Below are 15398 nucleotides of genomic sequence, written 5' to 3' on the forward strand. Positions count from 1 at the left end.
GACCTGGAACGTGGGAACGTTCCCACTATACTTCCCAGCCGTCCCCACCCCCGGAGCCCGCCTTGTCCTCTCCGTCGATTGCCCCCGTCACCCCCGACCTGGTGCGCCTGCGCGCCACTGCCCGCGACAAGGACGACGCCATTGCCCAGGCCGCCCAGCTGCTGGTGGCAGCCGGTTGCGTGGCGCCGGGCTACGACGCCAGCATGCGGCGCCGCGAGGGCCTGGCGAATACCTTCCTGGGCCACGGCCTGGCGATCCCACACGGCGTAGGCGAAGACCGGCACCTGGTGCGCCGCGACGGCATCGCGGTGCTGCAGCTGCCCGAGGGCGTGGAATGGAACCCCGGCCAGACCACCCGCCTGGTGGTGGGCATCGCCGCCCAGTCCGACACCCACATCACCCTGCTGCGCCGGCTGACCCGCCTGATCCAGGATCCGGCCCAGCTGGAAGCGCTGTTCACCACCGACGACCCGGCCGTGATCGTGGCCGCGCTGACCGGCGACCGCGCACCCGACACCAGCGCCGCCCCGGCCACCGACCTGGCCGAACGGTTCGAATGGACCATCGTCTACCCCAGCGGCCTGCACGCGCGCCCGGCCACCCGCTGGGCGGAGACCGCGCGCGGCTTTTCGGCCCGCGCCCAGGTTCGCGCCGGCGACCAGGCCGCCGATGCCAAGAGCCTGGTCGGCCTGCTGCAACTGGGCCTGCGCGCCGGCGACAGCATTACGGTCTCAGCGGAAGGCAGCGATGCCCCCGCCCTGCTCAAGCGCCTGCGCGCGGTGATGGACAGCCTGACCGCGCAGGAAAAGGCCGATGCCGAACGCGCCGCGCAACGCCGCGCCGCACCGGTCATCGGCTGGACCCCGCCGCAGGCACAGCCGGCCATCGTCGGCATCGGCGCCAGCCCAGGCGTGGCGATCGGCGTCGTGCACCGCCTGCGTGCCGCGCAGACCGAGGTGGCCGACCAGCCGATCGGCCTGGGCGATGGCGGCGCGCTGCTGCATGACGCCCTCACCCGCACCCGCCAGCAGCTGGCTGCCATCCAGGACGACACCCAGCGCCGCCTGGGCGCCTCGGACGCGGCGATCTTCAAGGCCCAGGCCGAGCTGCTCAACGACACCGACCTGATCACCCGCACCTGCCAGCTGATGGTCGAAGGCCACGGCGTGGCGTGGTCGTGGCACCAGGCGGTGGAACAGATTGCCTCTGGCCTGGCGGCGCTGGGCAACCCTGTGCTGGCTGGCCGTGCCGCCGACCTGCGCGACGTCGGCCGCCGCGTGCTGGCCCAACTCGACCCGGCAGCGGCCGGCGCCGGCCTCACCGACCTGCCCGAGCAGCCCTGCATCCTGCTGGCCGGCGACCTGTCGCCGTCGGACACCGCCAACCTGGACACCGACCGCGTGCTTGGCCTGGCCACCGCCCAGGGCGGGCCGACCTCACACACCGCCATCCTCTCGCGCACCCTGGGCCTGCCGGCGCTGGTGGCCGCCGGCGGCCAGTTGCTGGATATCGAAGACGGCGTGACCGCCATCATCGACGGCAGCAGCGGGCGGCTGTACATCAACCCGTCCGAACAGGATCTGGACGCGGCGCGTACGCATATCGCCGAGCAGCAGGCCATCCGCGAGCGCGAAGCCGCCCAGCGCGCCCTGCCCGCCGAAACCACCGACGGCCACCACATCGACATCGGCGCCAACGTCAACCTGCCCGAGCAGGTCGCCATGGCCTTGACCCAGGGCGCCGAAGGCGTGGGCCTGATGCGGACCGAATTCCTGTTCCTGGAGCGCGGCAGCACGCCTACCGAGGACGAGCAGTACCAGACCTACCTGGCGATGGCGCAGGCCCTGGATGGCCGCCCGCTGATCGTGCGTGCGCTGGACATCGGCGGCGACAAGCAGGTGGCGCATCTGGAGCTGCCGCACGAAGAAAACCCGTTCCTGGGCGTGCGCGGCGCGCGCCTGCTGCTGCGCCGCCCCGACCTGCTCGAGCCACAGCTGCGGGCGCTGTATCGCGCGGCCAAGGACGGCGCACGGCTGTCGATCATGTTCCCGATGATCACCTCGGTGCCGGAACTGATCAGCCTGCGCGAGATCTGCGCACGCATCCGCGCCGAACTCGACGCGCCGGAATTGCCGATCGGCATCATGATCGAAGTGCCCGCCGCCGCCGCGCAGGCCGATGTATTGGCGCGGCACGCCGACTTCTTCTCCATCGGCACCAACGACCTCACCCAATACGTGCTGGCAATCGACCGCCAGAACCCCGAGCTGGCTGCCGAAGCCGACAGCCTGCATCCGGCGGTGCTGCGCATGATCCGCAGCACGATTGACGGCGCGCGCAAGCACGACCGCTGGGTCGGGGTGTGCGGCGGGCTGGCCGGCGACCCGTTCGGCGCCAGCCTGCTGGCCGGGCTGGGCGTGCAGGAATTGTCGATGACGCCCAACGACATTCCGGCGGTCAAGGCGCGTCTGCGTGGCACGGCGCTGAGCGCCTTGCAGCAGCTGGCCGAGCAGGCGTTGAACTGCGAGACCGCAGAGCAGGTGCGTGCGCTTGAAGCACAGCGCGAGGGCCAGGCATGAGCCTGCAGGCCATCACCGTTACGCTGAATCCGGCGATCGACCAGACCATCCAGCTCGATCGCCTGCAACCTGGCGCCGTGCACCGCGCCAGTAGCGTGCGCAACGATGCCGGCGGCAAGGGCATCAACGTGGCCGCCTGTCTGGCCGACTGGGGCAGCCAGGTCGCCGCGCTTGGCGTGCTTGGCGTCGGTAACGCAGGGGTGTTCGAAGCGCTGTTTCGCGAGCGCGGCATTACCGATCACTGCCAACGCGTGGCCGGCGACACCCGTACCAACCTCAAGTTGGTCGAAGCGCAGGTCAACGAGACCACCGACATCAATCTGCCCGGCCTGCAGCTGGGCCAGGCGCATCTGCAAGGCGTGGCCGACCATCTGGCCCCGCTGCTGCGCGCCGGCTTGCCGGTGGTGCTCTCCGGCAGCCTGCCGGCCGGCCTGCCCGAGGACAGCTGGGCGCAGTTGCAGGCGCAGGCCAGCGCGGCGGGCGCACGCGTCCTGCTCGACACCAGCGGTGCGCCGCTGGTGGCCGCACTCGCTGCCGCTCCCGCCGCAATGCCGTATGCGGTGAAGCCGAACCGCCACGAACTGGAAGCCTGGACCGGCCACCCGCTCGGCGACCACGCCGCACTAGCCGCCGCCGCGCATGCGCTGATCGCCCGCGGCATCCAGCTGGTGGTGATTTCCATGGGCACCGAGGGCGCGCTATTCGTACAGCGCGACCAACAGCTCATTGCGCGCCCGCCACGGCTGGCGCAAGGCAGCAGCGTGGGCGCCGGCGATGCCATGGTGGCCGGCCTGGCGGCCGCGTTGCTGGACGACGCCACCGCGCTGGAGCAGTGCGCGCGGCTGGCCACGGCGTTTTCGATGTGCCGGCTGGAAAGCGGCGATGCGCGCCGGATTACGCCCGAAGGCGTGCGTCGCGCCGCCGCCGCCGTCGTCATCGAGGCGGTGCCGTGAGCGCAGCCGTCCACCGGCCGCAGCGCGCTGCGCTGTACGCGCCATCGCCGGCCGCACCGCCTTGCTGCGCTGCTATCTCGCAGCCGCGCGCCTAGCCCTTCGAATCCCCCCGCCGGCTGCGCCGGCGACCGCAATACAGCAGGAGTTTTGCCATGTCCTCTTCCATCGTGGTCATCGCCGCCGGCGAACGCAGTACCGAGGCCGTCCTGGCCGCCGAAGCGCTGCGACGGGCGGCCACCGCCGCCGGCCGCAGCGTGACGATCGAAATCCGCAGCGACCAGGGCGTGCTGGGTGCCCTGCCCGTCGAGCTGACCCGTGGCGCGGCCCAGGTACTGGTGATCGGCGATGCCGATGCCGACACCGCCCGCTTCGGTGACGCGCCGCTGCTGCGCCTGAGCCTGGGCGCGGTGCTGGACGACCCGGCCGCCGCGGTCAACCAGCTCGCCACACCAGCAAGTGCAGGCGCCACGCCCAACGCGGGCGGTGCGTCTTCCAGCGCCAGCAAGCGCATCGTGGCGATCACCTCCTGCCCCACCGGCATCGCGCACACCTTCATGGCCGCCGAAGGCCTGCAGCAGGCCGCCAAGAAACTCGGCTACCAGATGCGGGTGGAAACCCAGGGCTCGGTGGGCGCGCAGGATGCGTTGACCGACGAGGAGATCCGCGACGCCGACGTGGTCATCATCGCTGCCGACCGCGAAGTGGACCTGGCCCGTTTCGGTGGCAAGCGCCTGTTCAAGAGCGGCACCAAGCCGGCGATCAACGATGGTCCGGCCCTGATCACCAAGGCGCTGGCCGAGGCCGGCGTGCATGGCGGCAGCGCACCGGTGGCTGGCGCGGCAAAACCCGAGGGCAAAGCCAACGGCCGCACCGGGGCCTACAAGCATCTGATGACCGGCGTGTCGTTTATGCTGCCGTTCGTCACTGCCGGCGGCTTGTTGATCGCGCTGGCATTTGCACTCGGTGGCATTTATGCCGGCGACGACGCGCACCAGGGCACGCTGGCCTGGTCGCTGTTCCAGATTGGCGCCAAGGCCGGCTTCACCCTGATGGTGCCTGCACTGGCCGGCTACATCGCCTACTCCATCGCCGACCGCCCCGGCATTGCGCCCGGCATGATCGGTGGCCTGGTCGCCGCCAACCTCAACGCCGGTTTCCTCGGCGGCATCATCGCCGGCTTCATCGCTGGCTACGGCGTGGCCGCACTCAACCGCTACATCAAGCTGCCGCGCAACCTGGAAGGGCTCAAGCCGGTATTGATCCTGCCGGTGCTCGGCACGCTGCTGGTTGGCCTGGCGATGATGTACGTGTTCGGCCAGCCAGTGGCCGACCTGCTGGCCTGGCTCACCGCCTGGCTGCGCGGCATGCAGGGCAGCAGTGCGCTGCTGCTGGGCCTGTTGCTGGGCGGCATGATGGCCTTCGACATGGGCGGGCCGGTCAACAAGGCTGCGTACGCGTTTTCCACCGGCCTGATCGCCAGCCAGGTCTACACCCCGATGGCCGCGGCCATGGTCGCCGGCATGACCCCGCCGCTGGGCATCGCGCTGGCCACCTGGGTGTTCCGCAACCGCTTCACCCTCGAAGAGCGTGGCTCGGCCACCGCCGCCGGCGTGCTCGGGCTGGCATTCGTCACCGAAGGTGCCATCCCGTACGCCGCACGTGACCCGCTGCGCACCATTCCCGCGCTGGTGATCGGCTCGGCCGTGGCCGGTGCGATCTCGATGTCGGTCGGCGCCGAACTGAAGGCGCCGCATGGCGGCATCTTCGTGTTGCTGATCCCCAACGCTGTGACCCATCTGGCGATGTACGTGCTGGCCTTGCTCGCCGGCGTGGTGGTTACCGCCGTGGCCCTGCGCCTGCTCAAAAAGCCGGTGGCCGACGTCATCGCCTGATGCCGGCACCCTGCGGCGGCCGCATGCCGCCGCACCCGACGTGCCGGACGCGCGTCACCCCTGATCGATCACCGCTGCGCCGCGTACCGAAGTGCGCCGCCAACGGTTTGCCCACCCACGTGCTGTCGCGTCCGCCATCTCGGCCACGCCCTCTTTGTTCGGAGTCCTGCCATGACCGCCCTGCCTTCCCGCCGCGCCCATCCCCGTCTGCTGTGCCTGTCGCTGGCCCTTGCGCTGGCCCTTGCGCTGGCCCCGCTCGCCCACGCGCAGGACGCCGCCGACGCCTTCAAACTCAAGCTCGGCTATACCGGCGAAGCCGCCTCGATGATCGACGGTGGCCGCAAGGGCGGCGACGCTTACGCCGGCCAGTTGATGGTCGGCACCGACGTCGATCTGAACAGCCTGTTCGGCTGGCACGGCGCCACCGTCAAGGCCTACGTCACCAACCGTCACGGCACCAACCTGTCCAACAGCAGCATCGGTAACAGCACCTCGGTGCAGGAAATCTACGGCGGCCAGGGCACCCGCCTGGCCAACCTCACCCTGGTGCAGAAACTGTTCGACGACCGCCTGGAACTGGAGGCCGGCCGCAGCGTGGCCAACATCCATTTCCTCGGCTCGGACCTGTGCCAGTACTTCCAGGGCAACTCGGCCTGCGGCAACCCCACCTTCGTGTTCCGCACCAGCAACTTCACCTACTGGCCGGTGTCCAGCTGGGCCGCGCATGCCACCGCCTGGGTCACGCCCAAGGTCTACGTGCATGTGGGTGCCTACGAGGTGAACCCGGTGCAGGCCCAGGACGGCCAGCACGGCCTGAAGTGGAGCACCGACGACACCACCGGCGTGGTGGTGCCTTACGCGGTCGGCTACAAGAACAAGGGCGGCGACGGCAGCATGGCCGCGATGTACGAACTGGGCGGCTGGCAGGACAACTCCGACTACACCGACCCGCTACGCGACCGCAACGGCAACCCGGCCGTGCTCAGCGGCCTGGGCTACGACAACAAGCAGGGCCGCTCGGGCATGTTCGCCCGCTTCGAACAACAGGTCACCAATCCGGATCCGTCCGGTAGCCGCGGCCTGACCGTGTTCGGCGCCATCCTCAAGAGCACCGGCGGCCAGGCGATCGAGGACCACTTCGTGCAACTGGGCCTGGTGCAGAAAGGCACCTTCGCCAGCCGCCCGCAGGACAACATCGCCTTTGTGATCACCCAGCAGAAGTACAGCGACGAGGCGATCGAAAACCTGCGCCTGGCCCGCGCCTCAGCCGGCGGCACCGGCACCCCGGCCGACAAGCAGATCATGATGGAGCTCAGCTACGGCATCCAGGTCACCAAGCGCCTACGCATCGCCCCGAACCTGCATTACGTAATCAACCCGGACCAGTTCAACGAACCGACCCGCACCAACGATCTGAAGAACGCGTTGATCGCGGGCATGCGGATCGACTGGAATCTGTGACCCGTCGAGAAGCTGCGCGCGTTGCGCGCATGCTTGGCGGGTACCACTGCTTGGAGTGAGTGGCGGGTGCGTTGCATCTGACTGCAGTGCAACGCATTGCGTCGACTCGATTGGCTTGGGCATTTGCCGGATGTGGCCGACGAGTTTGATGAGCCGCGTCGATGCGCGATCGCACGTGATGAGGCTTATCGGCCCACCTGGTCGCGCGCAAGCCAGTCGCTGGACACGCAAGATCATGCGACGACGGATGCCGAAATTATAACGACCCACCACTGCCTAACGCCGGAGTTAAGGCGCGTGCGGTACGCACGTCGCCTTGAACCAATTGTTAGGCCGCCGGCTTGAGGAAGGCGCCACGCCGTCGTGCCGCGCGTAGCAACAGCACAACCACGACTGTGGCTGACACGATCACCAGCAGCGAACTTTCCGGACCGAACATTCCGCCGGTCAGCCAGTCGGGCCCGGCATAGCGGCTTTCGAGCGGCGCTACGGCGCGCAAGTCCTCGATGCCGGAAAGCGGCACGCCACTGAGAAAGATGGTGAAGTTCCATGCTGCGTGATTGGCGGCCACCACCCACAGGTTGCGCGTCAGGACGAACAGCCCGCCCCATAGCAGGCCCAGCACTGTCACCGAAATCAGCATGGCTACGATATCGCCGGGTCCACCGCGCGCCACGTTCTCCAAGTGCGGCAGGGCGAACAGCACCGCTTGCACCGCCAAGGCCACCACTGTTCCCCAAGCCCGCTCCAGCAGACGAAACAGCAGGCACCGGTGGACCAGTTCTTCTAGGGTGGCCGCAATTCCAATGAAGGCCGCCACGCCCAGCAGAGCCGGCGAGGCGCCGCGAAACAGCACCAGTTCGTAGGCGCCGAACGCGAACAGCATGGCGATCGGCAACGCTACTAGAGCGCCGCCGCCTACAGCGCCAAGTATCAGGGGAACCGGCTGCAGCTGCAGCTCGGTCGCTTTGCGCCTTTCATACCAGTGCACATAGGCCCAGTAGCCCACGATGGCCACAAGGATGATGCCGGCACGTCTGAACACGCTGAGCCATGCGGGTCCAGGCTGGAACACCGTATCGATCAGTGGTAGCAGGCCTTGCCGAAAGACCAGTATCGAACCCATGATCGCCACTCCGCCCAGCAGGAGCGAACCAAGCATCCGGAAGGTGACGCGTATGCGCTGGCGCGCGATGCCTTCCGATTCTGCAGGAAGGGTGCGGCTTGGGTCGAAACGATCAGAAGACATGGCACCTTTGCTGGATAGAGATGAGTCAGGGGGGCAGAGAATCTGCAGCCGGGTCGTGATCTTGCATGTCGGCCTAACACCGAAATTAAGCCGACCCGCGAAGCGGGTTCGGCTTGAATGAATTGTTAGGTGCCAGACAGCGAAACCACACGCTGCCAAAACGCCCCTAGTTGTCGCCACTGCTCTGGGCAATCCAGCCACCAACTGAAATGAGATTGGCTCTCGCCATTGCGAATAGACACATGGTAGTTGGCGCCATCAAAGCCGCCTGTTATAGCGGGAACCGCGGGAATTTGTGCATCCTGGAGCTCCTTGAGCCAAGAGATAACCAGATCACGGGGTACCGTGAAAGTGTGGCTGGCAATGCTGTGATCAATGGCGCCACGCTCGCCAATTGCAGCGATTGAACCCTTAGCCTCATCCTGTCGTATACCGGCGAAGTTATCGCCCATTTCTCCGAGTTGAACGACGAAGCTCGGACCCTTCCGGTTTTGGTACCAGCACTTGATGACGAAGTGGCAATCTTCCATGGCACCTAATGCCTGAATTAAGCCGACCCGCGAAGCGGGTTCGGCTTGGACGGATTGTTAGAGGCCACTCAGCGGTGTGCCACTAGATGACTGTTGTGAAGTTTCGGCAGGAGTTTGCGACTGAGCGACCGGGGTAGTGGGTGCTACATCAACTGGTTGAGGCAACCTAGTCATACGTGCTGGGTCGAATGACTCCATGATCACGGTCTCTCCAGAAATAATCTTCTGGATCACGTCTTGTGTTGGTTCAATTTTCTTCACAGGTTGCTCCTTGATAGAGATGGACACAAATAGTGCTGTTAGAAGTGCCGCCAGTGCAAAAGAAAGGCCGGCGGACCAGTTGAAAATCGTTGATTTCCTGACCCACTTGTTATCAAAGTCAATCGCTGGCTCGTGGCCATGGATGTAATAGAGCTCAGATTTTTCTAGCTGCCTTTGATTTGCGGCTTTGCCGAAAAGAAAGGCAATGATTGTGCTGAAAATGGCAACAACGAAGAGCGCCCAGGATGTGAATAGAATCCACAAGTTCTGCGATTCAGAAGTTACGGCAAAGTCTTTTAGAAATCCTATTGAAAGCGCAAGCGCGCCAGAAGAATACGTCAAGATCGCCTTGTCATAGGCGTCTGAGTTCAGAGTCTCTCTTCGGAATAGCTCTTCTTGAATGGTGAAGAAGAGCTTCTCTGCGAGATCTTTCGTTTCTTTTGTGGTACGCGAGAAGTTTGCCAAAGTGACCTCTAACACCTGAGTTAAGCCGCGCCGCGGAGCGGCGTCGGCTTGGACGAATTGTTAGGCACCATCTAGTTTTCCTGGCCGAACCAAGGCGGGGTATCGGTCGGTAAATAGGGCCAATCTTGTCGGCGGGGCAGGCTGTGGCGTGCGCTCTTCGCCTCGGCGGGCGTAAGGAATATGCCGAACAGGTCGTTGCCGCTATTGATGGCGTAGAACCTCACCGAACTGTGCTGCAGCTGAGCGTTCACGATTGCAAAAAGTGCGTACGTGGCATTGCCCCAGCCTTCGTACTCGTCGCCTCCATGCGGTGAGGGATAAATCTTGTAGTGACGCGACCCGGCAACTACTTCGTACGACGGGAGGTCACTATTTAGATGTTCGCGCACGACGAGTGGTGCATGAACATGATGCTTGAGCTCCGGTAGGAGCTTGGTGTATGCCTCTGCGATGCCCTGCTCAGCGAGTTCTTCAGCATCGAGGTGAATTGCTTTGTCGTAGTCAAGTTCCATAGCGCGCCCAGCAAGCGGAACGAGTGATATAAGAAGTATCAACGAGCAAAGAAGTCGCATATTGGGGCCTAACGCCTGAATTAAGCCGCGCCGCGAAGCGGCGTCGGATTGAATGAATTGGTCGGATTGAATGAATTGTTAGGCCGCATCTGCGACCCGCAAGTGAGCGAAATCGCCGTGTTGCTTGTCGCGGATTGCCGCCTCAACTACATCACGCCCAGCCCCCTCTAGCACTAGGCCGCGCTCCACCCTCTAGGAATGACTGGAACCGACTTGCGATAAATTATTACGTCAGTTAAGCGAAGGCTGATTGAAGCTGACCATAACTCATTGCGGTGACCAGAACCGAGGGCACCTTCGTGGCGAATCTTTACGAGCAGTGTGAACAACGTTCCGACTGGGACTTCTTCAGCATTGTTAGTCCCGACGATGATTCCTCGGGCTTCAATGCGGTCTAGAAAAATATCCGGACTCTTCATATGCGGCCTAACACCTGAATTAAGCCGAGCTGCGAAGCGGCGTCGGCTTGAATGAATTGTTAGGCAGTGAGTGACCGCAAAGGTTGGATGGTGCAACCATGCTCCCCAGCACTGCCGCCTAAACCGAGTGTGCCACAGCTTGCGGGATGGAGCTTGCCCAGCGATGCAGCGGCGCGTGATGCCACCGAAGCCAACTGTACCGAGCGCAGCGCGGGAACGATGTACCAAGGCGAAGCACCGAACTTACTGCAACCAGCGACGGTGATGACTGCTGTCCTGAGCCAACCGCATGCACGCCTGCGAACTCACCGAAGCGGCGACCACCAACGCATTTGCTCTACCACGGCCTAACGTGAAGGTGACCGGCACGTTGCCGCAACGTGTCCGAGTAGACCGTTCTGTTAGACCGCATCGTGCTTCCGATACCAGCGCCGGGCCAGTGCCAACGCTCGATGACGGATATTCTGAGGGAATGCCTTCTTCTCCGCGACTTGATCGAGGGCCGCAGCTACGCGCTCGTCAATTGGGGCGCCCTGTTCGAGCCAACTGATCGCCAAGCCCGGCCAATAGTCCGTAGGCCAAGTCAAACCGGCCATAACCACCTCGCGAGCCGGTACATCCGTTGAGGTGTACTCCGCGAACGGTGATTCAAGGCGGACGACTAAAGAGCGTGGGTCCATGTGCGGTCTAACGCCTGAATTAAGCCGACCCGCGAAGCGGGTTCGGCTTGAATGAATTGTTAGGCAGCGAGCTCAGTGAAGAATGTGAGCCTGTTGCCGTCTGGATCTGTTACTAGGATCTCGCGGGTTTTCCATGCGGTGTTATGCGGCGCGCCAGATTGCACAATTCCTGCTGCTTGGAACGCCTGATGGCACTCGTCTACATCGGAAACAGCAAAGTAGACGGCACCACCTACCTGACAGTCATCCGCGTGCTCTGTCAGAAAGATCGTTTGGTCTCCGCGAGTAAGCTGCGCAAAGACCGGAAAATCCGGCTCGTGCCGATACTCCCAGTCGACGGTGAATCCAAGCCCCTGAACGTAGAACGGAAAACTGGCGGAAGCACTAGTTACCCGAAGGACGGGGGTCACTGTCTGAGTCACGATGATCTCTCCTTGCTGCCTAACGCCTGAATTAAGCCGACCCGCGAAGCGGGTTCGGCTTGAATGAATTGTTAGGCCGCATCATCGGGCTCCCAACGTCGGAAGACAACATGCTCAAGCGGAGTTAAAGAGCCGGGAAAAGCCGCGGCCACATGTTGTTCATCTAAGTCCCAAGTTGCAGGGAAGTCGGCAATGACCTCGGTGGCCGCAGAAGAGCAGCTCTCTTGCGCGGGGCCTGTGGCTTCGCCGTCGTATTCGAAGCGGAGGCGAACAATGCACGCGTTTTTATCAGCCTCAATCGAGGCTTGACGCAACTGCGGATGGACCTCACCCCACAGGCCTCGGACCAAGGAGAGCACTAGAGCCTGACGTGATGCAAAGTTGTCCATGCGGCCTAACTACTATTGGACCGCCGAAATGCGGTCTTGCACGGAGTATCTTCGATCGCTGGCGCTTTGTGAATGGGAAAAACCCCTGGCCGCGACACGGATTACACGATGGCAAGCGGACTCCACCATCGCGAGGCTTCCAGCCTTATCCAGCAAGGACACAGGCGTATAAAATACACCCCCAAAAACAATGGCGTAACAGCACGTCCGCCGACGCGGCTGCTCGATCGAGTGCGCGACCGCTTGCGCGTTCGGCACTACAGCCTGCGCACCGAGCAGGCGTGTCTCAGTTGGACACCGCGCTTCATCCTGGCCAGCGGAACGTACTGGGTATCGATCGGCATCACGTGTGCGACGAGATCCTTAGTGTTCAATCTTGAGTAGTGGCGTCACAGTGCACAGCATGCAGTCGCGACGCCCAACGCCAGAAACGAAAAAACCGCGCAATGCGCGGTTTTTCCGTCACACCTTTTGCCAACCGATCAAGGACGACGCGCCAGCGCCTCCACGTCCTTGGCCTTGGGCAGCAGATCCTGCTTGGTCACCGCAAACGGTCCGATGCTCAGCATCGGCACGGCCACGATCACCGAGGAAATCACCACGATCACCGCGCCGATCATGTGCGTCTCGGCCAGGCCTTCCATCGACTCGCCGCCGTAGATGTACAGCGCCAGTGCCGACAGGAAGAACATCACCGCGGTGATCACCGTGCGCGAGAGCGTCTGGTTGATCGAGCGGTTGAGCACTTCCAGCGGCTCCACGCGCAGCGCGCGGAAGTTTTCGCGCACACGGTCGAACACCACGATGATGTCGTTGATCGCAAAGCCCATCACCGACAGCAGGCCGGCCAGCACGGTCAGGTCGAACTCGCGCCCGGTCAGCGACACGAAGGCCACCGTGACCAACAGGTCGAACAGCGCGGTCAGGCTGGCCACCACCGCAAACTTCCACTCGAAACGGAACGCGATGTAGATCAGAAAGCCCACCAGCATGAACACGGTGGCGTAGACACCGTTCAAGGCCAGGTCCTTGCCGACCTGCGGGCCGACGAATTCGCCCGGCTGCACGGTGGCGGGGTTCTGCGGGGTGCTGACGGCCTTGCGCACTTCTTCGGCGACGGTGCTTGCGGCATCGTCGCGGTTGTTGTGCTGCTCACGCGCCTGCAGGCGGATCATCACTTCGTTGCCGCCGCGAGCGTTCTGCACCTGGGCGTTTTCAAAGCCGGCCTTGGACAGCTGCTCGCGCACCTGGTCCACGTCCACGGTCTTCTGGAAGGAGGTCTGCACCAGCGTGCCGCCGGTGAATTCCAGTGCGTAGTTGAAGCCCTTGCCGACGATGACGCCGACCGAGGCGACCGCGATCACCAGCATCAGGATCAGCACCGGCTTGCGCAGGCGCATGAAGTCGATCTTGGTGTCGTTGGGAATGAGATGAAGCGGGAACAGTTTCATGAAAAGAGCTTCCGTTGGACGACCGCACCGTCAAGGTCCGGCCGCTTGCGCAGGGATTCCTGCTGCGGCGTTGCGCAAAGGCGCGCGCGCCGCAGCAGGACTCGCATCTCAGATGGCCACAGACTTGAGCTTCTTGCGGCGGCCATAGATCAGAACCGCCAATGCACGCGAGACAGTGATCGCAGTGAACATCGAGGCAAAAATACCGATCATCATGGTCAACGCAAAACCGCGCAGCGGCCCGGTGCCGAAGGCATACAAAGCCACCGCCACGATCAGGCCGGTGAGGTTGGCGTCCAGAATGGTGCCGCCGGCCTTTTCATAACCGGCCGCAATCGCCGATTTGGCCGGCACACCCAGGCGCAACTCTTCGCGGATACGCTCGTTGATCAGCACGTTGGCGTCCACCGACAGGCCCACCGACAACGCCAGACCGGCAAACCCCGGCAGCGTCATGGTGGCGCCGAACAACGACATCACCGCCACCACGATCAGCAGGTTGAACAGCAGCGCCACCGAGGTGATCGCGCCGAACACGCGGTAATAGATGGTGAAGAACACCAGCGTGAACAGGAACGAGTAGATCACCGCGGTGACGCCCCGCTCCACGTTCTCCGCACCCAGGCTCGGGCCGATCACGTATTCCTCGACGAAGTCCATCGGCGCAGCCAACGAACCGGATTTCAGCAGCTTGGCCAGGTTCTCGGCCTCCACCTTCTCAAGACCGGTGGTCTGGAAGTTCTTGCCGAACACGCCGGCGATGCGGGTCGGCGACAGCGCTTCTTCCTTGACCCGCACGCTGCGCACTTCCTTGCCGTCCACCATGGTCACGGTGGGAATGCGTTCGATGTAGACCACCGACATCAGCTTGCCGACGTTGGCGCTGGTGTAATCGAGCATGCGCTGGCCGGCCACGTTGTTGAGCGTCACTGCCACCGCGGGCATGCCGTTCTGGTCGGTGCTGACGCTGGCGCTGACCATCTGGTCACCGGTCACCAGCGCGCGCTTGTTGAGCAGCACCGGCGCGCCGCTGTCACGCACGCGGTAGACCTTGGCTTCCGGCGGGATGGTGCCGCTGCGCACGGCGTCTTCGGCATTGCCTTCGACCACGGCGCGGAATTCCAGCGAGGCGGTGGCGCCGATCAGGCGCTTTGCCTCGGCCGTGTCCTGCAGACCGGGCAGTTCGACCACGATGCGGTCTTCGCCCTGGCGCTGGATGGTCGGCTCGGACACGCCCAGCGCATTGACGCGGTTACGCAAGGTGGTGAGATTCTGCTCGATCGCGCCGCTGGCGATCTGCTTGAGTTCGGCCTCCGGCACCTTGACCGAGATGGTCTGGCCGCTGACGTCGTAGGTCAGCGTGGGCTGCGACTTGGCCAACGCGGTCCGCGCGGCATCGGCGCTGGCGCCCTCGCCCAACGAGACCTGGATGCTGTTGTCGCCACGACGCTCCACCGAGCGATACGCAATGCGGCCATCGCGCAGCGTGGTGCGGATGTCCTCGGCAAAGCCCTCCAGACGCTTTTCCAGCGCGGCTTTCTGATCGACCTGCATGGCGAAGTGCACGCCGCCGACCAGGTCCAGACCCAGCACCATCGGCCGGCCGCCCAGCTTGGCGAGCCAGTCCGGCACCGTGGATGCCAGGTTCAGCGCCACCGTGTAGTTCTCGCCCAGCTGCTGGCGCAACACGTCGTTGGCACGTGTCTGCGCCTGCAGGGTGGGCAAGCGCACCATCAGGCTGTCGCCTTCCCGGGTCACCGCCTTGGGCGTGATGCCGGCGCTCTTGAGGTCGGCGTCGATCCGGCTGCGCAACGCGTCGTCCAGCTGCGCACCGCGGCTGGCGGTGATCTGCACGGACGGGTCTTTCTGGTAGACGTTGGGCAGCGCATACAACGCGCTGACCGCCAGCACCACCAGGATCAGGAAATACTTCCAGCGAGGAAATTCGAGCATTGCGACAGTCCCGCGCGGCACCATCCCGGCGCCACGCCTAGCAGTGAGAACGACTTCAGGCGGCCGATACAGCGTCGCGAGCGGTCATCCGGTGGATACGGGCAGTGCATGGAGCAAAAGCG

General features: G+C 64.2%; 12 protein-coding genes. 4 read left to right on the forward strand and 8 right to left on the reverse strand.

Features of this window, described 5'->3' with window-relative positions; genetic code table 11:
• Nucleotides 1-62 precede the first annotated feature (62 nt).
• The 4 genes from ptsP to QRM60_RS06570 all read left to right on the forward strand — a co-directional run bounded on the left by ptsP (nucleotide 63) and on the right by QRM60_RS06570 (nucleotide 6885).
• Nucleotides 63-2579, forward strand: coding sequence for a phosphoenolpyruvate--protein phosphotransferase (gene ptsP / locus QRM60_RS06555; protein WP_285445826.1), 2517 nt, complete (start codon nucleotides 63-65; stop codon nucleotides 2577-2579).
• The gene (gene pfkB / locus QRM60_RS06560; RefSeq protein ID WP_115573136.1) at nucleotides 2576-3532 is read left to right on the forward strand and encodes a 1-phosphofructokinase; all 957 of its coding nucleotides are present in this window, start codon (nucleotides 2576-2578) and stop codon (nucleotides 3530-3532) included. The genes ptsP and pfkB overlap by 4 nt, the downstream gene beginning before the upstream one ends.
• 152 nt (nucleotides 3533-3684) lie before the next feature.
• Nucleotides 3685-5424 carry a fructose-specific PTS transporter subunit EIIC gene (locus tag QRM60_RS06565; RefSeq protein ID WP_285445827.1) on the forward strand — a complete coding sequence of 580 codons (1740 nt, stop codon included), beginning with the start codon at nucleotides 3685-3687 and terminating at the stop codon, nucleotides 5422-5424.
• A 171-nt stretch (nucleotides 5425-5595) separates the two neighbouring features.
• Complete coding sequence (locus QRM60_RS06570; RefSeq protein WP_285445828.1) at nucleotides 5596-6885, forward strand: carbohydrate porin; 1290 nt, start codon at nucleotides 5596-5598, stop codon at nucleotides 6883-6885.
• 328 nt (nucleotides 6886-7213) lie between these two features.
• Here the strand turns inward: QRM60_RS06570 and QRM60_RS06575 are convergent, their stop codons facing one another.
• The 8 genes from QRM60_RS06575 to secD all read right to left on the reverse strand — a co-directional run bounded on the left by QRM60_RS06575 (nucleotide 7214) and on the right by secD (nucleotide 15276).
• Entirely contained in the window at nucleotides 7214-8134 is a 921-nt protein-coding gene (locus QRM60_RS06575) for a type II CAAX endopeptidase family protein (RefSeq protein ID WP_285445829.1), read from the reverse strand.
• Nucleotides 8135-8259: 125 nt separating this feature from the next.
• Nucleotides 8260-8664, reverse strand: a complete 405-nt coding sequence (locus tag QRM60_RS06580; protein WP_285445830.1) for a hypothetical protein — start codon at nucleotides 8662-8664, stop codon at nucleotides 8260-8262.
• A 57-nt stretch (nucleotides 8665-8721) separates the two neighbouring features.
• Complete coding sequence (locus tag QRM60_RS06585) at nucleotides 8722-9405, reverse strand: hypothetical protein (protein WP_285445831.1); 684 nt, start codon at nucleotides 9403-9405, stop codon at nucleotides 8722-8724.
• 56 nt (nucleotides 9406-9461) lie between these two features.
• Complete coding sequence (locus tag QRM60_RS06590) at nucleotides 9462-9902, reverse strand: hypothetical protein (RefSeq protein ID WP_285445832.1); 441 nt, start codon at nucleotides 9900-9902, stop codon at nucleotides 9462-9464.
• A 1218-nt stretch (nucleotides 9903-11120) separates the two neighbouring features.
• Nucleotides 11121-11483, reverse strand: a complete 363-nt coding sequence (locus QRM60_RS06595; protein ID WP_103702903.1) for a VOC family protein — start codon at nucleotides 11481-11483, stop codon at nucleotides 11121-11123.
• 71 nt (nucleotides 11484-11554) lie between these two features.
• Nucleotides 11555-11872, reverse strand: a complete 318-nt coding sequence (locus tag QRM60_RS06600) for a hypothetical protein (protein WP_285445833.1) — start codon at nucleotides 11870-11872, stop codon at nucleotides 11555-11557.
• A 482-nt stretch (nucleotides 11873-12354) separates the two neighbouring features.
• A complete protein-coding gene (gene secF / locus QRM60_RS06605; RefSeq protein WP_040941150.1) occupies nucleotides 12355-13323 on the reverse strand; it encodes a protein translocase subunit SecF in 969 nt (322 codons plus the stop codon).
• Nucleotides 13324-13431: 108 nt separating this feature from the next.
• On the reverse strand, nucleotides 13432-15276 hold the full coding sequence (secD, locus tag QRM60_RS06610) for a protein translocase subunit SecD (RefSeq protein ID WP_042597772.1): 1845 nt from the start codon (nucleotides 15274-15276) through the stop codon (nucleotides 13432-13434).
• Nucleotides 15277-15398: the final 122 nt, after the last annotated feature.

Source organism: Xanthomonas sp. fls2-241-TYG-148, assembly GCF_030208815.1.
GTDB classification, from domain to species: domain Bacteria; phylum Pseudomonadota; class Gammaproteobacteria; order Xanthomonadales; family Xanthomonadaceae; genus Xanthomonas; species Xanthomonas campestris.

Bases quoted from the DNA above. Each gene is read 5' to 3' on its own strand.
- secD (WP_042597772.1), bottom strand. From the start codon at position 15,276: ATGCTCGAATTTCCTCGCTGGAAGTATTTCCTGATCCTGGTGGTGCTG.
- QRM60_RS06575 (WP_285445829.1), bottom strand. From the start codon at position 8,134: ATGTCTTCTGATCGTTTCGACCCAAGCCGCACCCTTCCTGCAGAATCG.
- QRM60_RS06570 (WP_285445828.1), top strand. From the start codon at position 5,596: ATGACCGCCCTGCCTTCCCGCCGCGCCCATCCCCGTCTGCTGTGCCTG.
- QRM60_RS06590 (WP_285445832.1), bottom strand. From the start codon at position 9,902: ATGGAACTTGACTACGACAAAGCAATTCACCTCGATGCTGAAGAACTC.
- QRM60_RS06580 (WP_285445830.1), bottom strand. From the start codon at position 8,664: ATGGAAGATTGCCACTTCGTCATCAAGTGCTGGTACCAAAACCGGAAG.
- secF (WP_040941150.1), bottom strand. From the start codon at position 13,323: ATGAAACTGTTCCCGCTTCATCTCATTCCCAACGACACCAAGATCGAC.
- pfkB (WP_115573136.1), top strand. From the start codon at position 2,576: ATGAGCCTGCAGGCCATCACCGTTACGCTGAATCCGGCGATCGACCAG.
- QRM60_RS06565 (WP_285445827.1), top strand. From the start codon at position 3,685: ATGTCCTCTTCCATCGTGGTCATCGCCGCCGGCGAACGCAGTACCGAG.
- QRM60_RS06600 (WP_285445833.1), bottom strand. From the start codon at position 11,872: ATGGACAACTTTGCATCACGTCAGGCTCTAGTGCTCTCCTTGGTCCGA.